Origin of the sequence: Pedobacter africanus, assembly GCF_900176535.1 — a bacterium.
GTDB classification, from domain to species: Bacteria; Bacteroidota; Bacteroidia; order Sphingobacteriales; family Sphingobacteriaceae; genus Pedobacter; species Pedobacter africanus.
The window spans coordinates 3125570-3151146 of sequence record NZ_FWXT01000001.1 but is presented as its reverse complement, the minus strand read 5'-3'; the positions used below and the strand labels follow the sequence as shown (position 1 = coordinate 3151146).

Sequence of the window (25577 nt, the reverse complement as noted above, 5' to 3'; positions counted from 1 at the left end):
ACATTAAATTAAAAAATCAGATTGGTAATCCTATACAGGTTTATTGGTGTTGCTGCGGTTTTGCTCAACCGGATCATCAGCACCATCTTTACCATCTTTAAATTCTTTAATCCCCTTTCCAAGACCACGCATCAGCTCAGGAATTTTTCTGCCACCAAAAAGTAATAGTACAATTACCAGGATTATGGCAATTTCCGGCCCGCCAAGCATGGCTAATATTGTTGTGTCAAACATGATGTTTTAATTAATTTTTAGTTTTATCTGTTTCTGTTTTAGTGTGTTCGTTGCTATCGGCAGGACTGTGCTCTGTGCCTGGTTTTGTTGTATCTTCGGTATGGGCCGCAGCCTGTTGTTTATCAAAATTTGCGGCCTCACTGTAAGGTTCATCATGCCCCGAATAAGGATCTGGTGTATAGGTGCCATCATTTGGAGTATGGGCGTATGGATGGTTCCGGTTAGAGGGCTCATCATTAAATGCAGATTTAAATTCGTTGATCTCATCATTTATACCTACGGCATTAATGTTCCTATGGATTTCACGTTTTACGCCATCAGATGCATCTTTAAATTCTCTCAATCCTTTTCCCAGCCCCCTCGCCAGTTCAGGCAATTTTTTACCTCCAAATAACAAAAGTACAACGGCAAGGATCAGCATGATCTCTCCACCGCCCATATTTAAGAATTCAACTAACGTACCTGTATACATCTTTCGCTCTGTTTTTACCTCTTTAACACAAATATAATCATTTTAATTGCAATAGTTTACTTCGCAATCCATCCGGCAGGGTTCTGAGGCGTTTGCCCCCTCCATATCTGGAACTGCAATTCAGGCACTCCGCCCTCAAGGGCCACAACACCAATGGTTTGTTTGGTCGTCACCTTGTCACCTACCCCAACACTTACAGATCTTAAATTCGAATAGACGGTAAAAAACTGCCCATGCCTGATGAGTACATAGTATTTACCCATTACACCACTTACCTTTCTAACTTCACCGTTAAAGATGGCCCTTACCGCTGCACCATCAGCAGTCTGTATGGTAATACCAACGTTATCATAATTGGCCTGCCCACTTTTATGTTTACCAAAACTTTCGGTAATAGATCCCGATGCTACCGGCCATGGCAATCCCCCACGGTTGCTTTCAAATGCAGAGGACAATTTTGCCGCCTCTGGCGTTGCTGCCAGGTAGTCGCCCCCGGCTTTAGGCTTGGCCGCAGGGACAGCAGCCGGCGCAGGCCTGTTTTCGGCCTTGGCTTTTGCAGCAGCGGCGGCGGCAGCAGCGGCGGCTTTTGCAGCAGCAGCCCTTGCAGCTTCCTCTGCACGTTTACGTTCCAATGCAATCTCACGAGCAATAGCAGCCCTGATGCTCCTGTCAATCTGTGCCTGTTGTTTCTTGCGGGCGGCAATATCCTTTTGGTATTGTTTTTCCTGTTTGGCATACTTGTTCAGTACGGCCGATTGTTCCGACTTGTTCTTGCCCAGCTTGTCTTTTTCATTCTCCTGTTCGTGCAGCAAATTGCTTTTTTCTTTCAGGTTTTTATCCAGTACAACAATTTTATTGTTCAGGTCTTTTTGGGTACCCTGTATATATCCCGCCTGTTTTTTACGGTATTGTCCAAATTGCTGCAGGTACTTAATACGCTTATAAGCCTGGTTAAAATCTTTGGCCGCAAAAATGAACATCATCTTATCATAGGCATTCTTATTGCGCTGTGCAAAGCGGATCATGGCACCATACTCTTTTTTAAGCTGGCTAAGTTGTCCTTTAAGACTGATCACCGTGTTGGTATTTTCGTGAATCTGGTTGTCCAGATTTTTGATCTCCGAGTTAATCACCGTGATTTTATCCTGCATCAGGTTAATCTTTGCATTTAACGCACTGATCTGCCCCAATGTCAGTTTCTTACTTTTTGCAGTTTTTGTCAGATTGCGCTGCAGGAGTTCAATCTCCCTTTGTATAGCTTCTTTTTTTCTTTTGAGCTCCGCACTGCTTTGGGCAAATACGGCCGATGTGACGAGGGTAAAGAAAACAAATAATAAGAGTATAAGGGATTTGCGTAGCTTCATTGGGTCAAAAGTATAAAAAAAATCAATTTATTACTTCATACTTCCCTGGAACACTAAACGGAAAATCAAGCGGAAGATTGCGTTCAATTTTTGAAAAGTCGAGCTTAAGCCCTACGTTTTTAGCCCCTGCCATCGAACTGATCTGCATGCTCGAAGGGAACAGCTCATCCGCTACTTTCTGGTAATCGCCATATACAACTTTCAAGGCTTTACCCGATCTTACATCATTCAGATTGTTCTCCTGCACCTTCATCAAAGTATTGAACAACACTCTGTAAGCCAGATCCTGCTGCTGCCCTTTTAACACCCACACACCATCCTTCTGCTCCAGTTCAGATTCTTCGGTCATAAAATCATCAATCGTATTTCCCGAGAATATAGATTGCAGCAATTTAAAATTCACTTGTTTATTGGTAAAGGTATGAACATAACTAAAAGGCTTTTTCAGGTATACATTCTGAAAGTTGTTTCTAACCTTAAGGCTATCGGGAGTAATCAATACCCGCGCAACTTCAATTCCAGCTATGGCAGTTACACTGATCCAAATCATTTCGTCTTTCTTCATCCTGATGTTCATGCTCACATTATTTGTGTTGCCATTGATATCCAGACCGGCCTTCCCTTTTAAAGCAAGGGTATTAAATGCAAGATCGTTCTTTTTGAGCAAAGCCAGGTTTTCTGCTTTTTTGCTGCTCATTGCCTTCGCTGCATCCGTCGGAGGGACAACAACTACTGCTTTCCTTACCTTACATCCCAGCAACGCACCCATAACCAATACCATGTATATCAACCTATTCCACATACTTCTGCTCATTGATCTTCCTATTTAATTTTTCCGATCCCATACCGGTTGCTTTGGCTTTTTTCCATTGCAGTAAAGCCAGGTCTCTATCCCCCTTTAAATACAATACATCACCGTATAGCTCCATATAAAGACCGTTCCCTTCATCGAGTTGCAAAGCCGACTTGATATTTACCAGCGCTTCAGCGTACCTGGCTTCCCGCTGCAAGGCAATGGCCAGATGGTAATACAAAACCGCCTGATTTGGATAAATTCCCAAAGCCTCATCGGCAGTTTTCAGGGCTTCTTTGTAGAGTCCCAGTGCAACTTCGATATTCAGCGTACGTTCCCAGGCCACGTAGATCTGATCCGTATTTTTCAGTATAGATTTATACTGGATCAGCGCGCCATTCAGGTCACCCTGTTTAAACAGCTTTTCTGCCAGCAGCAGTTTAGACTGATCTGGTGTAAGCGAAGCCTCTGCCTGTCTGTTATCCTGGGGCGTTGCTCCGTTGCCCTGTGTTTTTTCTGCAATTATTCTTTGTTTTGCATGAACCAAAGCCTCTGAACTGCCAAATTTCTTTTCCAGCTCCTCATATCCCTTCATGGCCTCTTCAGTTTTACCCGCCAGCAACCAGGCATTGGAGCGGTCAAAATAATAAGCTTCGGTTTGCGGAGAGAGCCTGATCATCTGGTTCAAGACCTTCACCAAAGCCTCCATATCTCCTTTTCGCTTATACAACTCAGCCATCAGCAGCCAGTACCAGATATTATTGGCATTAACAGCAGTTGCTTTTTTGATGGCCATTTCGGCCTCAAAAAGTTTATTCTGCCGGTAGTTCAGTACCGCAATTTCGTAATGAACAGCCGAATTATTAGGATCGATGGCCAGTATTTTAGTAAAACTCTCGTTTGCTTTATTATAATCTTCACTCAGTTTATCTCGGAGACCGGCAAAAAAAAGTGTTTTTATGACATTGCTGTCTACCTGAGCAACCACCGGCGGCGGCTGTGCGGCCGCTGTAGTTATACAGCCCAGTAAAATCCATAAAAACACCGTGTATTTCATCTGCTATTTTCCTGTATGTCCATACCCCCCTGCTCCACGTGCGGTATCACTCAGTTCTTCAACTGCATTCCACACCACGGTTTCATGCCGGGCTATTACCATCTGTGCTATCCTGTCGCCATTATTCACCACAAAATCTGTGTCCGATAAATTCACCAGCAGCACTTTCAACTCTCCGCGGTAATCGGCATCAATGGTGCCGGGAGCGTTCACAATGCTGATCCCGTGTTTATAGGCCAGGCCGCTGCGCGGACGGATCTGCGCTTCATAGCCTACCGGAAGTTCAATATATAAACCTGTTGGAACCAGCACACGCTGCAAAGGTTTAATGGTAATCTCTGTTTCTATAGCAGCACGCAGGTCCATCCCTGCGGCATGTGCAGTTTCATATTGTGGCAGGGGATGTCCTGAATGGTTAATGATATTAATGTTCATAAGCTTATTTTCAAAACTATTTTCCTTTGAGTATTTGTTTCAATTCTTTTTTCTCCGCATAAAATGACCCAGCTATGAAAACGAGAAACAAGACATTTCCAATATAAATATTTCTGTTAAATACCCAAAAAGAAAGGGCAACAAGTATAATTGATACCAACATATACCATAGGATCCGTTTCAGGTTATACGGAATAGGATAATTTTTTTGTCCCAGTACGTAAGAGATCACCATCATTACAAAATATGCCAGCATGGATACCCAGGCCGAGCCCATAAAGCCGTAAACGGGTACCAATACAATATTGAGCACAATGGTGATGATTGCACCAATTACAGATATGTATAGTCCATATCTAGTCTGGTCTGATAAGCGATACCAGATCGATAAGTTGCTATAGATGCCAAGGCATACGTAGCCAAACAATAAGATGGGCACTGCATTTAGTCCAACCCAGTATTCTTTATCAATAAAATGTTTCAGTATCTCTATGTTGGCAACCAGGCCTACAAAAATGAGAGCAAGTGCGACCACAAAATAATTGAGTACAGTAGCATAAGTCGTTCTGGCATTCGCATTTTTAGCATGACTGAAAAAGAAGGGTTCTGCCCCCAAACGAAATGCAGTTATGAAAAGACTTAAAAATACTGCAATCTTACAGACCGCGCCATATACCCCAAGGTTATAGGCTGAAACGCCCAATGGTTCCAGGATCATCTTATCCAGGTTCTCGTTCACTACAAAAGATAAGTTCGCTATAAGAACAGGCCAGGAATATGAAAACATCTTCTTAAACAATTCTGCATCAAACTTCAGCTTTAACTTCAGCAGTTCAGGAACCAACAGCAGCAATGTTAACACACTAGCAATCAGATTAGAAATGAAGACATAGCCAATCCATCCCTCTCTATACCAGGAGGCGCACCAGTGCCCAATTGAACTTTCTGTCCTGATGATAGCCGGTACAACAAATAAAAAAAACAGGTTAAAACCAATAAAACTCCCAATGTTAAGAAACTTAATCACGCTGAACCTAATCGGTTTTCCATCGGCCCTGAGCTTTGCAAAGGGGATTACGCAAATGGCATCGATAAACAATAGCCACACAAAATAATTTACATAACTCATGTAATCCGTTACCTGCCCCGGTTCAGTAGAAAAATGAATAGCAATTGGCTTTGCGAACAGCAGGCCTGTAATCAGAAAAAGCAGGGAAAGAAAACCAACGGTAAAAAAGGAATTATTATATACTTCCTGTCGTTTATCCTCGTGTTTGTTAAGGTACCTGAAATAAGTACTTTCCATTCCAAAAGCCAGTATGGCATTGATCAGCGATGCAGAGGCATACATTTTTGTAAATATGGAATACACTGCCGGTTGGAATACCCCAGTAAACAAAGGTGTAAGGATAAAATTGAACATCCTCGACACAACTGTCGTCACTCCATAAATGGCTGTCTGTCCAAGAAATTTTTTGATAGCCGACATCCTATTTCTTTAAGATTACAAAATCTTTGAAGTGTTTAGGCTCCATTGATTGGCTCACTTCGCAATTCTCTACTTTAGCCCGATCCGGTCCGTCATTGCACCACTCCAGAAAAGAATCCAGTTCCCATTGTCCGCCCTCTGCTTCAATATATACTGAGCCGTCTGCCTCATTTCTGATAAAACCTTTAATTCCCGACTGATCTGCGACATACTTGGTAGTCTCTCTAAACCCAACCCCCTGAACCTTACCTGTTATCTTGACATCAATATGTATAATTTTCATTTACTTTCTTTTCCTGATCTACAAATATAGCATGTTATTGTGCTAGCAGCCTGGTTTTAGCAGCTAAAAACCCTTGCCAGATTTCCTCTAAAATTGTCGCCGCAGGCCTTATTTCTTTCAGCATTGCCGATACCTGCCCGATCTCCAGTTCACCTTCCTGCATATTTCCTTCAAACATACCCAATTTTGCCCTTGCTCTCCCTAAAATATTTACCAGTTCCTCCGCACTCGCCCCACCGGCTTCTGCCAGGGCAACGGCATCGGCAAATTCATTCTTCAGCAAACGTACCGGCACCAGCTTTTTCATCCTCAATTGGGTATCCCCCTCTGCGGCATGGACAATGCGTTCTTTAAAGTTCGGATGTGCAGATGACTCTTCTGCAACAGCAAAAGCAGACCCAATCTGTACCCCTTCGGCGCCCAGGGCCATGGCTGCAAGCATTGCCCCTCCGCTGCCAATTCCACCGGCGGCAATCACCGGTATCTTCACTGCATCACATACCATAGGAATCAGGCACATGGTGGTGGTTTCTTCCCTGCCGTTATGTCCTCCGGCTTCAAATCCTTCCGCAACAATAGCATCCACACCACATGCTTCAGCCTTCAATGCAAATTTGGTATTGGCAATTACATGCACTACAACCATCCCCTTCTCCTTTAAAAAAGAAGTCCAGCTTGCTGGGTTACCGGCAGAGGTAAATACAATGGGGACCCGCTCCTCGGCAATAATTTGCATGATTTCCTGTATATTCGGATAAAGCAGGGGTACGTTTACAGCAAAAGGTCTTGAAGTTGCAACCTTGCACTTGCGAATATGTTCACGCAGTACTTCCGGGTACATGGAGCCGGCTCCCAGGATGCCCAAGCCACCTGCATTGGAAACTGCTGATGCCAGCCGCCAGCCACTGCACCAGATCATCCCTGCCTGTATAATAGGAAATTGTATGTTAAAAAGTTCAGTAATCCTGTTCTTCATAAATCTGCATTAATTTATAATAAACGCTGTAGCTCATTGCCCAAAATCACTTTTCCATCCTGTTCTTTAAAGCCAAGCAGGTTTAGCCCCGGCCGTTTTCCAGGTTCAAAGCTACCAAACTGCTGCGTTATCCCTAAAAATTCTGCGCCATTGAATGTAGCCCATTTCAGCAAATCCTCCGTAGGGACATTAAAATGCTGCTGCAATACATTTAACTCCGATAGCAGGTCCAGACTGTTATTGCTGGCCAGGCTATCCGTTCCTATCGTGATCCTCAACCCGGCCCTGCGCATCATGTCTACATCAGGCAGGCGGTTCTCTATATATAAATTTGCTTTCGGGCAAAGGCCCCAATATAAGTTCGGATGAACGGACGCTGCAAAAGTGGCATCAGCAGCAGAGGTATAAGTATTATGGACCAGCAAGGTTTTTAGCTCAGGCGGCAAAAGTGGCAGGTAAGTCTGCAACGATGTTTTTCCGGATGGCTGATAAAAGTCTATGTCCTGCCCCAGAAATTCAAAAAGATCTAAAAAGCCGCCTTCTTTACGCTCAAAAAAATCGTTTTCCTCTTTGGTCTCCTGGTTATGAATGCTGATCGGCCCGCCTGTTTCCGCAGCATATTCAGCCAACACCTTAAATAATTCGGACGATACAGAATAAGGTGCATGGGGTACTATAGATATCGGGAGCGATCCAAACTCGTCTTTTAACTGCTTCACCCTTTCCATGATGGCTTCGGCCTGTTCTGGCCTGAAGCCCATAATCTCCAGAAAAGTATGATAATATAGCTTTGAATGCTGTTTGATAGGCTTTGTAACGGGTTGATTGGAAATATCACCTACAGCTACAATACCGCTTGCATACATAGCCGCATCAGCCTTTGCCATAGCCTCCTCCCGTTCCTGCGCATTGAAGTTCCTGAGTTTAATCACCGATTGTACAAACTCAGGCAAGCCGGTATGCTGCGGAATCTGGTCTTTCAAATGAGAAAGCTCCAGGTGGCAATGTGTGTTTACGAAACCCGGAGCCAGTAAGCCCTCATAATGCCGTATATTTTTCAGCTGCCGCTCCCGGGCTTCCTCTGCTGTAAAAACACCTGTTATCGTGCCTTGTTCATCAAAAGTTAAAACGCCATTCTTTACGGGCGGGGCAGAAACAGGATAAATATATGTTGCAGAAACAGGAGATATCATATGCAAATTAAAGAATTTTTTATGCAAACGCCCTGCCCATCTGTTATATTTGTGCAACACCATTCCAGCTCCCATGAATCGCATAGACCGCCTTTTTGGCATACTTATACTGCTGCAAACCAAGAAATATATTACTGCAGAAAAAATTTCTGAACAATTCGGGATCAGCATACGTACGGTCTATCGCGACGTAAAAGCACTTTTGGAACAAGGAGTACCCATCAGCTTTGAGCAGCCCAAAGGTTACTTTATTGTACAGGGTTATTTCCTGCCCCCTGTCTCTTTCACTTCTGATGAGGCCAATGCCCTGCTGATCATGGAGCGACTGGTGTCCCGCTTTGCAGACAAATCTATTTTTACCAATTATACAACCGCCCTTAATAAGGTAAAGGCCGTACTGAAACATTCGCAAAAGGAAAAACTGGAACTGCTCAATGACAGCATCAAGTTCCAGCTGCACCATGAAATGATCAATGAGGAGTTTGACCATCTGGCCGGTCTTCAAAATGCAATATCAGGTCAGTATGTAATAGAGCTCGATTACCAGAACAACAACAAAGAAAGTAGCAAACGCCAAGTTGAAGCTATAGGGCTTGTATTCTATGCATTTAACTGGCACCTGATTGCCTGGTGCCACCTACGCAGGGAATACCGCGATTTCAGGGTCTCCCGCATCAAAAAAGTAAGGAACCTGGAAATACCGTTCCGCAAAACGGACCACATGCACATCAATGAGTACATGAAGTTATTGCCTGTAAAATATTAGATAAAAAAACAGACTGCCATAGGGTTGTCAGTGCCCCTCTGTTTCTTTGTGTTGTTAATCATTAAAACTCAAATAAACAACGTTATGAACAGAATTGGAATGTTTTTGAAAGAACTGAATGAAGCAGCAGCAACCACCCGTAAAATGCTGGAAAGAGTACCAACCGATAAATTTGACTGGCAGCCGCACCCAAAAAGTATGACGGTTAAAAGGCTGGCTACACACATCGCCGAACTTCCTTCCTGGATAACAATGGCGCTAACTACCGATGAACTGGATTTTGCCAATAACCCTTATCAACCGGAAGACATCAAAAATACAGAAGAGCTGCTCGCCTATTTTGAAAAGTCGCTGGCAGACGGGCGCAGCCATCTTACAGATCAATATGAAGAGGTGCTGGATAAAGGCTGGACGCTAAGAAACGGAGAGCAGGTTTACAGCGTAGAGCCTAAAGCCGATGTGATCCGCATGAGCCTGAACCAGGTTGTTCATCACCGGGCACAATTAGGTGTATATCTGAGATTGCTCAACATCCCTATACCCGGCAGTTTTGGCCCAAGTGCCGATGAAATGGATTTTTAAAAATACAATTTGATAGTTAATATGGGTATAAATTGATTTCTTTGTAAATAATTTCAATTTATACCCATACCCATGTCCGATTCGACTACCCGATTAAATAAATACATTAGTGAGAGTGGCTTGTGCTCTAGAAGAGCGGCCGACAGGTATATAGAGCAGGGAAATGTATACATTAATGGCAAAAAAGCCAAGGTGGGCGACAAAGTATTTTTTGGGGACATTGTAACAGTGAACGGGCAGAGCATTGAGCCTAAAGGGGTTGAGCAATCCGTTTTAATTGCCTACAACAAACCCGTTGGCATTACCAGCACTACAGAAGCCGGAGTGAAAGGAAATATTGTTGATCACGTAAACCATAGTGAGCGCGTATTCCCTATTGGCCGTTTGGATAAGGACTCCCAGGGGCTGATTTTCCTGACCAATAATGGCGACCTGGTCAATAAAATCCTGCGCGCGGGCAACAACCACGAAAAAGAATATGTGGTAACGGTAAACAAGCCGATTACAGATCAGTTCATTACCGGAATGGCTAAGGGCGTTCCTGTGCTGGGGGTGATGACAAAAAAATGCAAAGTGGTAAAGGAAAGTCCACTGGTATTCCGGATTACACTTATACAGGGCCTGAACCGCCAGATCAGGAGGATGTGCGAGTATTTTGGCTACGAGGTGACCAAGCTGGAGCGGGTACGGATCATGAATATTCAGTTAAAAGGTATTCCCCTGGGTGAATGGCGCGAGCTGAGCCCCGAAGAGCTTACTGAAATTTATAATATGGTAGCCAAATCCAATGCGCAGGCCGATACCACGCCGAAAAGAGTAAGCAAAAAGCCCAAGGCTCAAAATGAGGAATTCCCCGCCAGTAAAAAAGCAGTAGCAAAACCCCGCAACGCAGATAACAGGAAAAAGCCTGGGGCAGCAAAGCCTGCAGGTAAACACAAAGCCACACCGGCTAACGACTGGAACAAATCGGGCGGGCCATCCAAAAAGAACAGCAGGCGCCGTTAGAAATTTTATTTTTGGTATCTTTGCAGCAAATGCCTGCTACAAATAAAACAGATATCCGTTCATTAGACCTCAATCAGCTGCAACAGCACTTTACTGCTATGCAGGAGCCTGCCTACAGGGCAAAACAGGTTTACCAATGGCTTTGGGAAAAATCGGCACGCAGCTTTGCCGAGATGAGCAACCTTTCAAAAGAGCTCAGGGCCAAGCTGGATGCCAGTTACGCCATCAATGTAGTTGAGGTAAACAAATCGCAGATCAGCAACGACCATACCATAAAAAGTGCTTTCAGGTTATATGACGGCAATATTGTAGAAGGTGTGCTGATTCCTATGGACGAGCGGATGACCGCCTGTGTAAGCTCACAGGTGGGCTGCAGCTTAACCTGCAAATTTTGCGCAACCGGATATATGGACCGTAAGCGTAACTTAAATGCCGATGAGATTTACGATCAGGTAGTACTGATAGACCAGCAGGCCAAACAAAATTACAATGCGCCTTTAACCAATATTGTATATATGGGCATGGGCGAACCCTTGCTGAATTATGCCAATGTATTAAAATCCATAGACAGGATTACCGCTCCCGATGGGTTAAATATGTCGTACAAGCGCATTACAGTTTCTACAGCAGGCATTGCCAAGATGATCAAAAAGCTTGGAGATGATGGCGTTAAATTTAATCTTGCGCTATCCCTCCATGCAGCCAACGACAAAAAACGCAATGAGATCATGCCCATCAATGAGCACAACTCTTTGAAAGCACTGGCCGAAGCATTAAAGTATTATTTTGCAAAAACCAAGAACCCGGTAACCTACGAATATATAGTTTTTAACCAGTTTAATGATGAGATAGCCGATGCCATGGAGCTGGCCAGGTTCTGCAAACATGTGCCTTGCAAGGTTAACCTGATCGAATACAACCCGATACAATTTGCAGGGTTCCTCAATGCAGAAGGCGATAAGATAGATGCCTTTTCCAATTACCTGAAAAGCCAGGGCATCAACACCAACATCAGGCGCAGTCGCGGTAAAGACATAGATGCCGCCTGCGGACAGCTTGCCGTTAAGGAGACCGTTTAGATAACGTTTAGCTCAGGTTAAAAAATTTACCAACGTAAATCTAAATCTGTATAGCTTGGCAGCATGAAGCTGCTTAAAAATATTTTCAGGGACCTGCTGGCCTTGCTGTTTCCCAATCTTTGCTGTGGCTGTGACACACACTTGTACAAAGGGGAAGACCAGATCTGTACACACTGCCTGTACCGGTTACCCTATACCGATTATCACCTCTTCCCCGAAAACAAAGCAGCAAAACAGCTTTGGGGACGTGTACATTGCAATGCGGTAATGTCTCTCCTTTATTTCAAGAAAGGTTACCGGACACAAAACCTCATCCATCATTTAAAATACAGGGGAGGAAAGGATTTGGGAACTAAGCTTGGCCATATGATTGCCGAAAAATTGATGCAGGCACCAGTGTATAGTGGAATTGATCTGATCGTACCGGTACCGCTTCATCCCCGCAGGGAGCGCCTCAGAGGGTATAACCAAAGCCAGTGTATTGCCGAAGGTATTGGAGCGGTATTAAACGTGCCCGTAAGCCGCAATGGCTTGGTTAGAACGGGGATTACCAAAAGCCAGACTAAAAAAGGGAGGTACGACCGCTTTAAGAATATGCAGTCTGTATTTGCAGTACAGGATAGCGCTCTGTTTAAAAACCTGCATATTTTACTGGTAGATGATGTAATGACAACGGGAGCAACCCTGGAGGCCTGCTGTATTACACTTCAAACCTGCAGCCCGGCAAAAATAAGTATCGCCACTGTTGCTTATACGGAATAGGCGCTTTTAAGTACAAATGCCCTTGCAAAAAATAATTTCAGATATTTTTTGGAATTCAAAAAAAATTATCATCTTTGTGGTGAGAGCGTTAATTTAAGGGTCGACACATTCATCCCAATGAATTGTCGGCCCTTTATCTTTTAAGAAAATCTCCAATTTACCAGGCCATATCACCCAATAATTCAAACCTATAAATAAGCAGAAAGGATATCCCGGATTTCTTCTGGCTTAAACGGTTTCAAAATATGCCCGTTCATTCCCGATGCTTTAAATTTGATGTATTCGTTATGAAGCGTGGAAGCCGTTAAAGCAATAATCGGCACACTTTTGAAATAATCACCATCCAGCGCCCTGATGCTGCGTGTAGCCTCAAATCCATCTATCCCTGGCATTTTGATGTCCATAAAAATGAGATCATAGGTTTGTTTTTGCACCATTCCAATGCCTTCTTCTCCGTTCAGTGCAAAATCCATTTCAGGCCCGAACTTCGTCAGTATCCTTTTTGCAATCAACAGGTTAATCTCATTGTCGTCAACAATCAGTATTTTTTTACCGCTAAAATTAACCGGCTGCGCCGAAGGTTTCATTGAAGGGAAAACAATGGGCGCTTTATCAAAAGTCAGTGTAAATGAAAAAGAAGTCCCCTCACCTTCCTTGCTTCTTACCTCAATCTTTGAGTTGTAGAGCTCCAGCAGTTTCCTGGTGATGGCGAGCCCAAGACCTGTTCCACCATATTTTCTTGAAATATCGGTTTTGGCCTGTGTAAATGTTTCAAAAACGTAAGACAGCTTATCTTCCGGAATCCCAATTCCGGTATCCGTTATTTCAAAATGTATGGTCGCCTGCGTTTCACTGGCTGCAACCAGCTTTAATTGCAGGGTTATTTTTCCCTGGTCGGTAAATTTAATGGCATTACCCAGCAAATTCATCAGGATCTGGTACAACCGTGTTTTATCCCCCAGCAAGCTGGACGGGATCTGATCATCGCCCAGCAGCTGCAGCACATTCCCTTTCTTGGTTGCATTCACATACAAAGAAGTGATGATGTCTGTAGTAAGCGCTTTCATACTAAATGGCAGCGATTCCAGCTGTAGGTTCCCTGTTTCCATTTTAGTGAAATCAAGAATATCGTTGATGATGTTCAGCAGGTTTTCACCCGAAAATTTAAGGATATTGAGGTCCTCCAGCTGTGATGGCTTTGGGTCATTCTCCATCAGCAAATGCGTCATGCCAATTACTGCGTTCAGCGGCGTCCTGATTTCATGGCTCATTACAGAAAGGAACATTTCTTTAGCCTCGCTCAATTGCAGTGCCTGTTCCCGGGCTTCTACCATTTCCCGTTCGGCTTGTTTCTTTTCGGTAATGTCAATAATGATCTCGACTTCTATTTCAACTTTACCGGCTTCGTTAAAGACCACCGTATTATAAATAGACAGCCAGATGGGCTGCTTGTCTTTCCGGTAAGCAAGCATGTCCACGGTGAAAGACTGGTTTTGCCTGGTGAGTTCTCTTGCTTTTGCCAGAAGTTCCATATCGGTTTTTGGCCCGGCAATTAAATCGCCCAACCTTTTTCCTTTCAGGTCATCCAGGTTAAACCCTGTAATTTTTTCAAAAGCCTCGTTTACCCAGGTTACATGGTTGTTGGCATCATTGATCACCACAGCATTGTTCACCTTGCTGGCTACGAATGAGAGCTTTCTGAGCTCGTGTTCTACTTTCTTGTTGTCGCTAATGTCTCTGCCGTAAGCATACCACCGCCCTTTTTTAGCAATCATGCTCCAGCCCAGCCAGCGGATTACGCCTGTTTTACTTACCACGCGAAAATCGATGGCAAATTCTTTGATCTTGTTCCTCAGCCCATCCTCAATGGTCTTTACCACACGGTCCAAATCATCCCTGTGAAAAAAATTCCAGATGTTTAAACCAATGGCTTCTTCAACGGTATATTCAAGAATATTGGTAACGGCATCGTTAATAAACAATACATTCCCGCTGTAATCAAGAATACAGTGAATCTCCGGAGAAACAGCAGAGATGGTAAGCAACTCTTCATATCGATGGGTATTGGCTTCCAGTTCCCTGCTTTTCTTATCCAGGACAATATGGGTAATGATTTCCTGGGCAAGGGTTTCGAGCCCCTCCTTTTGCGATTCGCTGAGGCTTCTCGGCGTAGGATCTAATACACAAAGGGCACCCAATTTTTCACCTTTTTCGTCTATCAAAGGCGCTCCGGCATAAAACCTGACATGGGGATGGCCCACAACAGAAGGGTGGTCTTTGAATCTTTCATCCGCCTGGGCATCATATACTTCAAAAGTATGCTCACCCTGCATGGTATGTTCACAAAATGAGATGCCCCGGGGCATCTCATTTAATGCAGTACCTATTGCTGATTTGAACCAGAGCCTGTCGCCATCTACTAATCCAATAATTGCAATTGGTGCATTACATAAAAGTGATGCGAGCTTAGCAATACGATCAAACTGGTTCTCTGATAACATTTAGCTTTGGTAAAAGCCGTTATTTATATAGTGGAAAACGACTTACTAAACTTATAACTTTTTCTTTAACCTGCTTCAAATTATTTTCATCTTCTGCATTGGTCAGCACCTGATCAATCAGGTCAACAATTTGTTCCATTTCCGATTCTTTGAAACCTCTTGTGGTAATCGCAGCAGTACCTACCCGGATTCCCGAAGTTACAAATGGTGACTTATCATCAAAAGGAACCATATTTTTGTTTACGGTAATGTCTGCCTTTTCCAGTGCGCTCTCGGCCAGTTTACCGGTAATGTTCTTATTGCGAAGGTCGATCAGCATCAGGTGGTTATCTGTCCCTCCTGATATGATGCCATATCCTTTAGCTACAAAAGCTTTGGCCATGGCCTGGGCATTTGCCTGTACCTGTTTCACATAAGTCAGGTACTCGTCGCTCAAAGCCTCACCAAAAGCAATGGCCTTAGCAGCAATGATGTGCTCCAATGGCCCACCTTGGGTACCAGGAAAAACAGCCATATCTAAAACAGATGACATCATGCGGGTTTCGCCTTTAGGAGTTTTTAATCCGAATGGGTTTTCAAAATCTTTACCCATCATAATCATACCGCCACGTGGGCCGCGTAAGGTTTTATGTGTGGTAGTGGTTACGATGTGACAGTGTGGAAGCGGGTTTTGCAACAATCCGCGGGCAATTAAACCTGCAGGGTGAGAAATATCCGCCATTAACAGGGCACCAATTTTATCGGCCACACTACGTACAAAAGCATAATCCCATTCCCTTGAATAAGCAGATGCACCAACAATGATCAGCTTAGGGCGTTCTGCCAGCGCTACCTCTTCCAGCCTGGCATAATCTATTCTTCCATCTTCCTTTTTTACACCGTAAAATAATGGATGATACAATTTTCCTGAAAAATTAACCGGTGAACCATGTGTTAAGTGACCGCCGTGCGAAAGGTCAAAACCCAGGATCTTATCTCCAGGCTGAATTACGGCCAGCATTACTGCTGCATTTGCCTGTGCACCAGAGTGCGGCTGAACATTCACCCATTCTGCACCAAAAAGTTTTTTTGCCCTTTCAATAGCAAGGCTTTCCACCTCATCAACTACCTGGCATCCACCATAATACCTTTTACCTGGCAGGCCTTCAGCATATTTATTAGTTAAACAAGAACCTGCGGCCTCCATTACCTGCTTGCTTACAAAATTTTCCGAAGCAATCAGTTCCAGACCATTCTCCTGACGGTCCAATTCCCTGTCAATCAAATCAAAAATTAAAGTATCTCTAGTCATTTATCGAATTATTATTTTGTAAAATTAACGATTTTCCTTCTTAGTTTGATAACAAAATACCTTACTTTGTACTTTCTATTCGAATAAAGCCTGCATGGAAGATATTAACGGCCCGTTTTTACCCAACATAAACTATCCTGCTGATTTAAAGCAGTATAAAGAACAAGACCTCGAACAAATCGCACAGGAACTGCGTCAGTACATTATTGATGTGGTCAGTGTAAACGGCGGGCATTTTGCGGCCAGTTTAGGGGTTGTGGAATTAACGGTGGCCCTGCATTATGTCTTAAATACCCCCTACGACAAATTGGTATGGGATGTTGGACACCAGGCTTACGGGCACAAAATACTTACCGGCAGGAAAGCTGTATTTCATACCAACCGCCTGCTGAATGGCATTAGTGGTTTCCCAAAAATTAGTGAAAGTGAATACGATACTTTTGGTGTAGGGCATTCTTCCACATCCATTTCTGCCGCTTTGGGTATGGCCGTAGCCTCTCACTATAAAGGGGAGACCGACAGACAGCACGTAGCCGTGATTGGCGATGGGGCCATGACCGCCGGCCTTGCTTTTGAGGGTCTAAACCATGCCGGAATCGAAAATTCAAACCTGCTGGTGATCCTGAACGACAACTGCATGTCTATTGACCCCAATGTTGGCGCATTGAAAGAGTACCTGACCAGCATTACCACTTCGAAGTCCTATAACCGTTTCCGTGAAGATATTTCGCAGGTACTGTTTAAGTTATCTGAACTGGGACCAAATGCACATAAGTTTGTAAAGAAAATAGAAAAAAGTATTAAGGGCACCTTGCTTAAACAAAGCAACATGTTCGAGGCACTAAACTTCAGATATTTTGGCCCGGTTGACGGCCATGATGTACAGCGTCTGGTGCAGGTCATCAGGGATTTGAAAGATATCCCGGGACCTAAACTTTTGCACTGTGTAACCTTAAAAGGAAAGGGCTTTGCCCTGGCCGAAAAAGACCAGACCAAATGGCATGCACCGGGTTTGTTCGACAAGATTACCGGTGAGATCAAAAAATCTGTATCCGACAAGCCGCAGCCGCCTAAATACCAGGATGTATTTGGGCATACCCTTGTAGAGCTTGCAGAAGCCAATGAAAAAATTGTAGGGATCACCCCCGCCATGCCTTCAGGCTCATCCATGAACATCATGATGAAGGCCATGCCGAACCGCGCTTTTGATGTGGGCATTGCAGAACAGCACGCCGTTACATTTTCGGCCGGACTGGCAACACAGGGCCTCGTACCCTTTTGCAACATTTACTCCAGCTTTATGCAGAGGGCATATGATCAGGTGATCCATGACGTGGCCATCCAGAAATTGAATGTAGTGTTTTGTCTGGACCGGGCAGGTTTTGCCGGCGCCGACGGCGCCACTCACCACGGCGCGTACGACCTGGCCTATATGCGTTGCATACCCAATATGACCGTAGCTGCCCCAATGAACGAGGAGGAGTTGCGCAACCTGATGTATACCGCCCAGCAGGAAAATACCGGCCCATTTTCTATCCGTTACCCAAGGGGAAATGGAGTGCTGCCAGACTGGAAAAGACCTTTTAAAGCACTTGAAATTGGAAAAGGAAGAAAAATATGCGACGGAGAAGATGTAGCCATATTAACCATTGGCCATGTAGGGAACTTTGCCGTAGAAGCCTGTAAAGAGCTGAACAGTGAAGGTATACACCCTGCGCATTACGATATGCGCTTCGTTAAGCCGCTGGATGAAGCCTTACTGCACGATGTATTTAAACGCTACAGGAATGTAATTACCGTTGAAGATGGCTGTTTACAGGGCGGAATGGGATCTGCCGTACTGGAATTCATGGCCGACCACAAATACAGCGCGCAGGTGATCAGATTGGGTATCCCCGACAGCTTTATTGACCACGGAGAACAAGCGGAACTATGGGCATTGTGTGGTTATGATACCAATTCGATCATCAAAACCATCAGAAAGATTGCGGTAGGCAGAACTACCGAAACAATGGCTTCTTAAAACTTCAGACAATTTCTATTCCTGCAGCTGTATAAACCTGCAGCGCTTCGTGATCAGGCTCCATGTCCGTAATGATGGCGTCGAGTGACTGTGCCTCACAGATCAGATAAGGTTCTGCCGTCCCGATTTTTTCCAATGTTGAAAGGGCTATAACATACCTGGCCCGCTCTACCATCATTTTCTTGACCTGCGAATCTTCGTAATCTTTTCCGGTTATGCCATGGTTTACATCAATACTGCAAATCCCCAGAAAACAGACATCCGGACTTAGGCCGCCAAGCGCCCGTATAACCTCATGACCAGAGGTTGAAAACGCGGTCTTGTTTAAACGCCCCCCGATAAAGATCACTTCGGCATTGGGATGGTCTTCCAGTACAGCCGCCACAGGGAAACTATTGGTCACCGCGGTAATTTTCCGTTCTTTTGGCAGGTGGGTAGCTACCGCGAGCGCTGAAGTACCGGAATCAAAAAGCACCACCTGCCCGTCGCTGATAAATTGCTGCGCCTTTTCGGCAATAATTGCTTTATGACTTACATCATAATGTTCCCTGTCCCTGAAATGCAGGGGAATGGGCGAATGAGAGATCGCACCTCCGCGCACGGCCTTCAGCAATCCCTGATCGGAAAGTTCTTTAATGTCTCTCCTTACCGTATCCTCAGATACACTTAATAATGTACTCAGGTCGCTCAAAAGTACCTTTTGGTCTTTACTCACATGCGAGATGATCAACCGTTGTCTTTCTGCCTTAATCATAATTTAACTGCAATATTGTGCAAATATAATAAATAAATATTGCAATATTATGCAATATATAACTACATTTGTTGCAAAATAATTCGAAACACATGAAAAAAACAATCGGAATTGATATGGACGGGGTCCTCGCAAACATCGAGGCCCAGTGGTTAAACTGGTATGAGCGCGACTATGGCGTTAAACTGGGTCACGAGGTTTTTATTGGTGTAAAGGAGTCAGATGCTTTTCCTGATAAAGAGGCTGTAAAAAAGTTTGTTTATTCGCCTGGATTTTTCCGTACAATCCCGGTAATGGAAGGCGCTGTAGCAGCAGTAAAAAAACTGGCTGAAGACTTTGAAATTTACATCGTCTCGGCAGCAATGGAATTCCCGCTGTCTTTATTTGAAAAAAGGGAATGGCTAGCCGAGCACTTTCCTTTTATCAGCTGGAAAAATATTATTTTTTGCGGAGACAAAAGTGTGGTAAATACCGATTACCTGATTGACGACCACTGCAAAAACCTTGATTACTGCAAAGGGATGCCTATTATGTTTACTGCAGGGCACAATACAAATCATACCCACCACACCCGGGTAAACAACTGGCAGGAAGTGCTTGTCTTAATGGAAGAAGAGAAATATCAAAGCGAAGCCCTGAGCGTTAAATGAAAGGGCACTTCCAGGTGATCTTTGGCGTTGTCCAGAATCAATCTGGCTGTCATTTCGCCCATCTGCCTGAAATCTGTAGACACAGTAGTAATGCCGTTTAAAATGATTTTTTTTAAAGGGGTCTCATTGTAGGAAATCACCCCAATGTCTTTCCCAAGTTCCAGTTTCAGGTTAATGATCCTTTCTATCAGGCTAACCAGGTCATCTTCCATCAGGTTGATGTAAACCTCTCCTTCGGCAATCTCTTCGGTCTGGATCTGGTTCACAACTTTGGAGGTAAAAGCGTATTGCTGACAGAAACGGTAAAAACCTTTCAGGATTTCCATAGGATAATAACTCCGTTTCGGCATAATGAGTTTGATGGTATGGTATTTACTCAGGTGCTCCCTGGCCTGTTCAAGCGCATTGTAAATGTCATTTTCAAAATTCTCATATACCGCAGCATATTCTCCGCTTACACCTGGCACCAGTTTGTCCAGCAAGACCAGTTTTTCCTTGGGAATCTGGTTGATCACTTCGTGAACATGGTCATTTGCTTCCATAAAATGAGGAATGATGACATAATGGGAATAGTCGCCCTTTTTATTGGACAACAATTTTTTAAAAAGGTTAAAATCGTTATTGTAGATGTAAAAATCTACAGCAACATGCTCGCCCAGTGCTTTGATAAAGGAATCATAAATGATCTTTTTATGCGCACTGAGTTTATTGAAGAGCAGGAATATTTTAAGGGTGCACCTGAAAGCCGTACTGATGATGTAATAGCCTTTGCCTGGCACCGAGCCTACAATGCCAATCTTTTTAAGGTGTTTGTAGCCTTTTTCGGCAGTATCCCTGGAAATATCCAGTTCATAGCTCAGTTCATTGATAGAAGGCAGCAGATAGCCCTGCTCAATCTTACCGGATTCTATACCGCTTAAGATAGAATTCGTTAGCTGCAGGTATTTAGGCGTAGAAGAATATTCGTCTACATGGATAAAATCGAAAAAATTCAGCGGCTTCATCTCGTCGGCTAAGGTTAAGGCTTAAGTTAACAAAATTTAAGACAAAACCGTGCCTGCGGCATAATATTTCAGCTCCACAATATCGTTCGGCAAAGGCTTTGTGTTCCAGGACTTGTGGATGGCCAGGGCAGCGCCTACTGCAGTGGCCTGGGCCATATGGGCGGCAAAAACCTCCAGCTGAGGAAAAGCCGCTGCCAGCAGGTTCATGAATATTACATTTTTGCTGAACCCCCCATCTACAAATATGCGTTTTACCGCAGTGCCCGCAAGCACCCTGTTTGTAGAAATATACTGCTGGCCAACAAGATCCAGCATTAATTGGTGATAAGCAGCAATGTCTGAACTGAACTGATTTAAGTCGCGTTTAGCAAAAGGGGACTCTTTCAGTCCACCGCCCTGCCGATCGCCCGATCCATCTGGCTTGTTTGCCTCCTGTAACGCTACAATGAGTTGCGGTTCGTAAGATACTGAGCGGTAAGCAATCACATCTGTTCCAAAATGGGCTGCTATCCGTTTTACCTGCTGTTCGTGTTCATAGCCAGCAAACAGCCGGGAAGCTTTTACAGGCTTTCCCTCATACTGTAAATAACAAAGGCAATCGTTTTCCAGTTCATCTGCTGTGAGCGGATTTGAGTTGAAGGGGTTTAAGCTGATGCACCAGGTACCGGTAGACAAAAGGACAAAAGGCTCGTGGAAGTTGACCAGGTAAGGCACCAATGCTGCTGAGCTATCATGGAAACCGGCACCAACGGCATAATTGTTTCCCGGGAAAGCAGCCGGGATTACACTGTCTGAGGGAACGATAGGCGCCAGCTTATCTATTATACCTTCCTTGCGTACCCATTCATGGTAATCGTTCCGGGTAAAATCCCAGAGATTGGTGTGGCAGCCTATACTCGTCAGATCAGAATAGGCCTCACCCGAAATGAGGTAGCTCAGGTACTGGGGTAAGTGAAGCGCATACCTGATCTGTTTAAACAGCTCTGGTTTTTCATACTTGATACGGTACAGCTGCATACCCGAATTGAGGCTACCCAGCACAGGAGAGGCCGTACGGTTAGAGAACTCAGTCTCGCCTCCATAAGCAGCGTAAAACTGATCTTTCAGTGCCGGAGGATACTCCTTCAGGTAATTATATAATGGCGCCAGAGTTTTGCCATCTTCGTCAACATAAACAAAGCTGGCACCATACGTGGCAAAATTGATGGCCCTCACCTCAAATGCAGGATTCCTGAACACCTCCCTTAAGGAGTCAAAAACGGACAACCTTAAGCTTTCCAGGTTCTCGCAGGGGTCACCGTCCTCATCCACCGTTTCAGTAAACCTTGCTGAGCGCTCGAAAACAATTTTGTACTGTTCGTCAAACAGGAACAATTTCTTGTTGGTTTTACCTACATCAAAAACCGCTACTACCGGAACCGCCTTCATCTTTACCTCCATCCGTTACAATCCTGTCGCTACGGTTTTCAGACCACGGCTTTTAATGAGTTCTTCCCTTACTTTAATTTTTCTGAACAGCTCCAGCGGGGCAAGGGCTGCGCCGGCACGTAATCGTGCTTCGGCTACCAGCGGACGAAGGTCGGTCCGGAAAGCCTGCTGCAGTATTTCCTGAGCCCGGGCCACATCGTTTGTTTCCTGTGCCTCCAGTAAAGCCTTACGGTCTACCGACAAAGCCTGGGCATAAGCCAGCATGATGGCTTCAACAGACTGTAAAAGATCTTCCAGCGGGTCTTTGACATTGTGCGAGGCATCAATCATCCATCCCAGATCGCTATGGTGTTTCATGTTGCGGGCATCCATTCCTTCCACCAGTTCATTGAAGATCAGGAACAGCTGGTAAGGCTTCAGACTTCCGGCCGTCAGGTCATCGTCACCATACTTGGAATCGTTAAAGTGGAAGCCGCCCAGCTTACCTTCCATCAACAGCAGGGAAACGATCTGCTCAATGTTGGCGTTCGGCAGGTGATGCCCCAAGTCAACCAGGGTATACGCTTTAGGGCCTAATTTACTGGCATACAATAAAGACTGGCCCCAATCCCCCACAGTTGTAGAATAAAAATTAGGCTCGAAGGCCTTGTACTCCACAAAGACCTTCCAGTCGGCCGGTAAAGCGGCATAAATTTCCTGCAGGCTTTCCAAAGTATGCTGAAAGGCCTTCCGGAAGTTGAGCTGTCCGGGAAAACACGAGCCATCGGCCAGCCATACAGTAAGTGCCTTAGAACCCAGTTCCACGCCCTGACGGATGACCTCTATATTGTGATCAATGGCTTGTTTCCTCACTGCTTTGCTGACATGTTGCAGGGAGCCAAATTTATAGCTATGCACCTGACCCGCCTGATCCTGGAAGGTATTGGAATTCATGGCATCAAAACTTAGTCCGTGCTGCGCTACCAGGGCCTTAACCGCCTGCACATCATCTGCGGTATCCCAGGGAATGTGCAGCGAGATGGCACCACTTGCCGCATTTAATTTATGCAGCAAACCTATATCTTCTATTTTCTCTTCGATGTTACGCGGCTCGCCTCCCGAAGAGAAGCGCCCAAAGCGGGTGCCGCCTGTACCCAGGGCCCAGCTGGGTATGCCGATCTGAAAAGCTATCAATTTCTGTATAATTGCTTCGGCATCTGAAACCTCATCAGCTATAAAGGCAAGCCTGCGCTGGTGTTTGGCTAAAAGTTCGCTATTGTGCGAATCTATCTGATAATTCTCTAATATCATCATTTCTGGTTTTAACGGACAAAGGCATTGGCTACACCACCATCCACATTTAACACATTTCCTGTCGATTTGTTCAGCAGCCCCCCTACAAAAGCAAAGCAGGCGTTGGCAATATCTTCAGGTAAAATTATTTCATTCAGCAAGGTACGTTTTGCATAATAAGCCGGCAACTCTGCCACGGTTATTCCATAAGCTTTTGCCCGGCCTTCGGCCCATCCTCCGGCCCAGATGTTGCTGTCGCTGATCACGGCATCCGGGTTCACTACATTTACGCGGATGCGGTCAGCACCCAATTCTGCAGCGTTTAACCTGCTCAGGTGAAGTTGTGCCGCCTTGGCACTGCCATAACCGGCATTGTTTGGACCACTTACCAGTGCATTTTTACTTACAATGTTCAAAATGTCACCTCCTATATCCTGTTTCTGCATTACCGCGGCAGCAGCCTGGGTAATGAAAAACTGGCCTTTCACCAATACATCGTAGAGCAGGTCCCAGTCTTTTTCTGAATGATCGGCTATGGTTTTGGAGATGGAAAGACCGGCATTGTTTACCACAATATCCACCCCTCCAAAAGCCAATGCTGCAGCATCAAACGCGGCCGAGATATCTTCAGCACTGGTTACGTTCAGCATAGCCTTGGCATAGCTATCCTTACCATATTTACTTTCAAACTCTTCCCCTGCACTTTCCAGGCGCTCTGCATTCATATCGTTCAATACCACCACGGCACCCTCCTCTACAAACTTTTTAGCAATGGCCTTGCCTATCCCTCCGGCACTGCCTGTAATCAGGGCAATTTTTCCGGTAAGGGCTTTCGGCTTAGGCATGCGCTGCAGCTTGGCTTCTTCCAGTAACCAGTACTCAATGTTGAACGCTTCCTGTCTCGGTAAAGAAGTGTATTCAGAAATGGCTTCCGCCCCTTTCATTACATTGATGGCATTGGTATAGAATTCTGCAGCGACCCTCGCCGTTTGCTTATCTTTTGAAAAAGAGAACATGCCGATGCCCGGGTACAAAATGATGACCGGATTGGCATCACGAATAGCCGGACTGTTGCTATGTTTACAGGAGTTGTAGTACTCGGCATACATTTTACGGTAGGCCTCAAACTCCGGTGTTAGTTTTTCTTTCAGGGATTTTACATCGGCAAGGTCTTCGTTGATGTCCAGCTTCAATACCAGCGGACTGATCTTAGTGCGTAGAAAGTGATCAGGACAACTGGTACCCAGGGGCGCCAGGCGGTCCAGGTCCTGGGAATTGATAAATTCAAGTACCCTTGCATCATCGGTAAAATGACCGATCATGTTTCTTTCACTTGAGCAGAAGCCCCTCAATACAGGCGCTATTGCCGCAGCCTGTTTCAAGCGTTGTTCTTTTGCGGCGCTTTCTATTTTTTGCCCGCCAAACACCGGGCCTTTTTTTCCATAATTTTCTTCAAGGTACTCCGCACACCTTTCAATAACTTCAAGGGTGTTGATATAACTTTCATAAGCCGTATCGCCCCAGGTAAACAGTCCGTGCGAACCGAGCATGATCCCTCTGATACCAGGATTTTCATCCAGGCACTTGCGCAGCATCAGGCCCAGTTCAAAACCCGGCTTTTGCCATGGCACCCAGCCGATAGTGCCGTTAAACAGTTCTTTGGTGATACGCTCTCCGTCTTTGGCCGCTGCGATGGCAATTGCCGCATCGGGATGCAGGTGATCTACGTGCTTAAAGGGCAGGAACCCATGCAAAGGAGTATCAATGGAGGGGGCTTTACTGGCCAGGTCGTAAATGCAATGGTTAAACAATTCGACCATTTCATCTTCATGTTCCAGTCCCCTGTAAATATTTTTAAGGTTGCGCAGCCGGTCTACATACAGTGCTGCAAGGCCACTTTTCTTCAGTGTGCCTAAATCGCCGCCCGAGCCTTTCACCCACATCACTTCAGCCTCCTGTCCGGTAAGCGGATCTTTGGCTATAGCCTTGCATGAAGTATTGCCTCCGCCGTAATTGGTCAAACGCAGGTCGGCACCTAATAAATTTGAACGGTAGATCAACAACGCTACTTCATCTCCGGCCATTTCAGCAGCCTTTGCATCATCCCACAAATAGCTTACATGTTTAAAAATCTTTGTTCGAGTATTCATATAGATATTTTATT

At 44.9% G+C, this 25577-nt stretch carries 24 protein-coding genes; 7 read left to right on the top strand and 17 right to left on the bottom strand.

Features of this window, described 5'->3' with window-relative positions:
• Window positions 1-30: 30 nt before the first annotated feature.
• Genes B9A91_RS13215 through B9A91_RS13170 form a run of 10 tightly spaced genes read right to left on the bottom strand, consistent with a single transcriptional unit; the run spans window position 31 to window position 8296 of the window.
• Complete coding sequence (locus B9A91_RS13215) at window positions 31-234, bottom strand: Sec-independent protein translocase subunit TatA/TatB (RefSeq protein WP_084239263.1); 204 nt, start codon at window positions 232-234, stop codon at window positions 31-33.
• A 10-nt stretch (window positions 235-244) separates the two neighbouring features.
• Window positions 245-706 (bottom strand): twin-arginine translocase TatA/TatE family subunit, encoded by a 462-nt coding sequence (tatA, locus tag B9A91_RS24415; RefSeq protein ID WP_084239262.1) that lies wholly within the window; start codon window positions 704-706, stop codon window positions 245-247.
• Window positions 707-762: 56 nt separating this feature from the next.
• Complete coding sequence (locus tag B9A91_RS13205; RefSeq protein ID WP_084239260.1) at window positions 763-2070, bottom strand: murein hydrolase activator EnvC family protein; 1308 nt, start codon at window positions 2068-2070, stop codon at window positions 763-765.
• 22 nt (window positions 2071-2092) lie between these two features.
• Window positions 2093-2884, bottom strand: coding sequence for a lipoprotein insertase outer membrane protein LolB1 (locus B9A91_RS13200; RefSeq protein WP_084239257.1), 792 nt, complete (start codon window positions 2882-2884; stop codon window positions 2093-2095).
• Complete coding sequence (locus B9A91_RS13195; RefSeq protein WP_084239255.1) at window positions 2862-3920, bottom strand: tetratricopeptide repeat protein; 1059 nt, start codon at window positions 3918-3920, stop codon at window positions 2862-2864. Before B9A91_RS13195 ends, B9A91_RS13200 begins: the two co-directional genes overlap by 23 nt.
• Window positions 3921-3923: 3 nt before the next feature.
• Window positions 3924-4355 (bottom strand): dUTP diphosphatase, encoded by a 432-nt coding sequence (dut, locus tag B9A91_RS13190; RefSeq protein WP_084239253.1) that lies wholly within the window; start codon window positions 4353-4355, stop codon window positions 3924-3926.
• Between the two features lie 16 nt (window positions 4356-4371).
• Window positions 4372-5844, bottom strand: coding sequence for a lipopolysaccharide biosynthesis protein (locus B9A91_RS13185; protein WP_084239251.1), 1473 nt, complete (start codon window positions 5842-5844; stop codon window positions 4372-4374).
• Window position 5845: 1 nt separating this feature from the next.
• Window positions 5846-6127 carry an acylphosphatase gene (locus B9A91_RS13180; protein WP_200815639.1) on the bottom strand — a complete coding sequence of 94 codons (282 nt, stop codon included), beginning with the start codon at window positions 6125-6127 and terminating at the stop codon, window positions 5846-5848.
• A gap of 34 nt (window positions 6128-6161) precedes the next feature.
• Complete coding sequence (locus B9A91_RS13175) at window positions 6162-7103, bottom strand: NAD(P)H-dependent flavin oxidoreductase (protein WP_084239249.1); 942 nt, start codon at window positions 7101-7103, stop codon at window positions 6162-6164.
• A 14-nt stretch (window positions 7104-7117) separates the two neighbouring features.
• Window positions 7118-8296: an amidohydrolase family protein gene (locus tag B9A91_RS13170; RefSeq protein ID WP_084239704.1), complete on the bottom strand. Its 1179-nt coding sequence runs from the start codon at window positions 8294-8296 to the stop codon at window positions 7118-7120.
• Between the two features lie 73 nt (window positions 8297-8369).
• Between B9A91_RS13170 and B9A91_RS13165 the strand changes: the two genes are divergently transcribed.
• The 5 genes from B9A91_RS13165 to B9A91_RS13145 all read left to right on the top strand — a co-directional run bounded on the left by B9A91_RS13165 (window position 8370) and on the right by B9A91_RS13145 (window position 12490).
• Window positions 8370-9062: a helix-turn-helix transcriptional regulator gene (locus B9A91_RS13165; RefSeq protein ID WP_084239248.1), complete on the top strand. Its 693-nt coding sequence runs from the start codon at window positions 8370-8372 to the stop codon at window positions 9060-9062.
• A gap of 84 nt (window positions 9063-9146) precedes the next feature.
• Window positions 9147-9644 carry a DinB family protein gene (locus B9A91_RS13160; RefSeq protein ID WP_084239246.1) on the top strand — a complete coding sequence of 166 codons (498 nt, stop codon included), beginning with the start codon at window positions 9147-9149 and terminating at the stop codon, window positions 9642-9644.
• 72 nt (window positions 9645-9716) lie between these two features.
• Window positions 9717-10649 carry a 23S rRNA pseudouridine(2604) synthase RluF gene (gene rluF / locus B9A91_RS13155; protein ID WP_084239245.1) on the top strand — a complete coding sequence of 311 codons (933 nt, stop codon included), beginning with the start codon at window positions 9717-9719 and terminating at the stop codon, window positions 10647-10649.
• Window positions 10650-10678: 29 nt separating this feature from the next.
• On the top strand, window positions 10679-11728 hold the full coding sequence (gene rlmN / locus B9A91_RS13150; protein WP_084239243.1) for a dual-specificity RNA methyltransferase RlmN: 1050 nt from the start codon (window positions 10679-10681) through the stop codon (window positions 11726-11728).
• 63 nt (window positions 11729-11791) lie between these two features.
• On the top strand, window positions 11792-12490 hold the full coding sequence (locus B9A91_RS13145) for a ComF family protein (protein WP_084239241.1): 699 nt from the start codon (window positions 11792-11794) through the stop codon (window positions 12488-12490).
• 188 nt (window positions 12491-12678) lie between these two features.
• On the opposite strand, the gene B9A91_RS13140 is transcribed toward B9A91_RS13145, so the two are convergent.
• Together B9A91_RS13140 and glyA are read right to left on the bottom strand one after the other, a co-directional pair.
• Complete coding sequence (locus B9A91_RS13140) at window positions 12679-14991, bottom strand: ATP-binding protein (RefSeq protein WP_084239238.1); 2313 nt, start codon at window positions 14989-14991, stop codon at window positions 12679-12681.
• A 19-nt stretch (window positions 14992-15010) separates the two neighbouring features.
• Complete coding sequence (gene glyA / locus B9A91_RS13135) at window positions 15011-16282, bottom strand: serine hydroxymethyltransferase (protein WP_084239237.1); 1272 nt, start codon at window positions 16280-16282, stop codon at window positions 15011-15013.
• A 94-nt stretch (window positions 16283-16376) separates the two neighbouring features.
• Here glyA and dxs point away from each other — a divergent pair, with 94 nt between their 5' ends.
• Window positions 16377-18305: a 1-deoxy-D-xylulose-5-phosphate synthase gene (gene dxs, locus B9A91_RS13130; RefSeq protein WP_084239235.1), complete on the top strand. Its 1929-nt coding sequence runs from the start codon at window positions 16377-16379 to the stop codon at window positions 18303-18305.
• A gap of 4 nt (window positions 18306-18309) precedes the next feature.
• Here dxs and B9A91_RS13125 read toward each other — a convergent pair whose 3' ends face one another.
• Complete coding sequence (locus B9A91_RS13125; protein ID WP_084239233.1) at window positions 18310-19059, bottom strand: DeoR/GlpR family DNA-binding transcription regulator; 750 nt, start codon at window positions 19057-19059, stop codon at window positions 18310-18312.
• A gap of 92 nt (window positions 19060-19151) precedes the next feature.
• On the opposite strand from B9A91_RS13125, the gene B9A91_RS13120 reads away from it, so the two are divergent.
• Window positions 19152-19709 (top strand): 5' nucleotidase, NT5C type, encoded by a 558-nt coding sequence (locus B9A91_RS13120; RefSeq protein WP_084239231.1) that lies wholly within the window; start codon window positions 19152-19154, stop codon window positions 19707-19709.
• Here B9A91_RS13120 and B9A91_RS13115 read toward each other — a convergent pair.
• The 4 genes from B9A91_RS13115 to B9A91_RS13100 are packed head-to-tail and all read right to left on the bottom strand — an operon-like array spanning window position 19682 to window position 25563.
• Window positions 19682-20713, bottom strand: coding sequence for a GntR family transcriptional regulator (locus B9A91_RS13115; protein ID WP_084239229.1), 1032 nt, complete (start codon window positions 20711-20713; stop codon window positions 19682-19684). The two genes, B9A91_RS13120 and B9A91_RS13115, sit on opposite strands and share 28 nt — an antisense overlap.
• A gap of 36 nt (window positions 20714-20749) precedes the next feature.
• Entirely contained in the window at window positions 20750-22141 is a 1392-nt protein-coding gene (locus tag B9A91_RS13110) for an FGGY-family carbohydrate kinase (RefSeq protein ID WP_084239703.1), read from the bottom strand.
• Between the two features lie 15 nt (window positions 22142-22156).
• Window positions 22157-23431: a sugar isomerase gene (locus tag B9A91_RS13105; protein WP_084239228.1), complete on the bottom strand. Its 1275-nt coding sequence runs from the start codon at window positions 23429-23431 to the stop codon at window positions 22157-22159.
• Window positions 23432-23442: 11 nt separating this feature from the next.
• Window positions 23443-25563 (bottom strand): bifunctional aldolase/short-chain dehydrogenase, encoded by a 2121-nt coding sequence (locus B9A91_RS13100; protein ID WP_084239226.1) that lies wholly within the window; start codon window positions 25561-25563, stop codon window positions 23443-23445.
• Window positions 25564-25577: the final 14 nt, after the last annotated feature.

Excerpts from the sequence above, each read along its gene's own strand:
- B9A91_RS13175 (WP_084239249.1), bottom strand. The coding sequence starts at position 7,103 with ATGAAGAACAGGATTACTGAACTTTTTAACATACAATTTCCTATTATA.
- dut (WP_084239253.1), bottom strand. The coding sequence starts at position 4,355 with ATGAACATTAATATCATTAACCATTCAGGACATCCCCTGCCACAATAT.
- B9A91_RS13165 (WP_084239248.1), top strand. The coding sequence starts at position 8,370 with ATGAATCGCATAGACCGCCTTTTTGGCATACTTATACTGCTGCAAACC.
- B9A91_RS13100 (WP_084239226.1), bottom strand. The coding sequence starts at position 25,563 with ATGAATACTCGAACAAAGATTTTTAAACATGTAAGCTATTTGTGGGAT.
- B9A91_RS13160 (WP_084239246.1), top strand. The coding sequence starts at position 9,147 with ATGAACAGAATTGGAATGTTTTTGAAAGAACTGAATGAAGCAGCAGCA.
- B9A91_RS13105 (WP_084239228.1), bottom strand. The coding sequence starts at position 23,431 with ATGATATTAGAGAATTATCAGATAGATTCGCACAATAGCGAACTTTTA.
- B9A91_RS13170 (WP_084239704.1), bottom strand. The coding sequence starts at position 8,296 with ATGATATCTCCTGTTTCTGCAACATATATTTATCCTGTTTCTGCCCCG.
- B9A91_RS13115 (WP_084239229.1), bottom strand. The coding sequence starts at position 20,713 with ATGAAGCCGCTGAATTTTTTCGATTTTATCCATGTAGACGAATATTCT.
- B9A91_RS13145 (WP_084239241.1), top strand. The coding sequence starts at position 11,792 with ATGAAGCTGCTTAAAAATATTTTCAGGGACCTGCTGGCCTTGCTGTTT.
- rluF (WP_084239245.1), top strand. The coding sequence starts at position 9,717 with ATGTCCGATTCGACTACCCGATTAAATAAATACATTAGTGAGAGTGGC.
- rlmN (WP_084239243.1), top strand. The coding sequence starts at position 10,679 with ATGCCTGCTACAAATAAAACAGATATCCGTTCATTAGACCTCAATCAG.
- B9A91_RS13215 (WP_084239263.1), bottom strand. The coding sequence starts at position 234 with ATGTTTGACACAACAATATTAGCCATGCTTGGCGGGCCGGAAATTGCC.
- B9A91_RS13110 (WP_084239703.1), bottom strand. The coding sequence starts at position 22,141 with ATGAAGGCGGTTCCGGTAGTAGCGGTTTTTGATGTAGGTAAAACCAAC.
- B9A91_RS13195 (WP_084239255.1), bottom strand. The coding sequence starts at position 3,920 with ATGAAATACACGGTGTTTTTATGGATTTTACTGGGCTGTATAACTACA.
- glyA (WP_084239237.1), bottom strand. The coding sequence starts at position 16,282 with ATGACTAGAGATACTTTAATTTTTGATTTGATTGACAGGGAATTGGAC.
- B9A91_RS13180 (WP_200815639.1), bottom strand. The coding sequence starts at position 6,127 with ATGAAAATTATACATATTGATGTCAAGATAACAGGTAAGGTTCAGGGG.
- tatA (WP_084239262.1), bottom strand. The coding sequence starts at position 706 with ATGTATACAGGTACGTTAGTTGAATTCTTAAATATGGGCGGTGGAGAG.
- B9A91_RS13205 (WP_084239260.1), bottom strand. The coding sequence starts at position 2,070 with ATGAAGCTACGCAAATCCCTTATACTCTTATTATTTGTTTTCTTTACC.
- dxs (WP_084239235.1), top strand. The coding sequence starts at position 16,377 with ATGGAAGATATTAACGGCCCGTTTTTACCCAACATAAACTATCCTGCT.
- B9A91_RS13200 (WP_084239257.1), bottom strand. The coding sequence starts at position 2,884 with ATGAGCAGAAGTATGTGGAATAGGTTGATATACATGGTATTGGTTATG.
- B9A91_RS13120 (WP_084239231.1), top strand. The coding sequence starts at position 19,152 with ATGAAAAAAACAATCGGAATTGATATGGACGGGGTCCTCGCAAACATC.
- B9A91_RS13125 (WP_084239233.1), bottom strand. The coding sequence starts at position 19,059 with ATGATTAAGGCAGAAAGACAACGGTTGATCATCTCGCATGTGAGTAAA.
- B9A91_RS13140 (WP_084239238.1), bottom strand. The coding sequence starts at position 14,991 with ATGTTATCAGAGAACCAGTTTGATCGTATTGCTAAGCTCGCATCACTT.
- B9A91_RS13185 (WP_084239251.1), bottom strand. The coding sequence starts at position 5,844 with ATGTCGGCTATCAAAAAATTTCTTGGACAGACAGCCATTTATGGAGTG.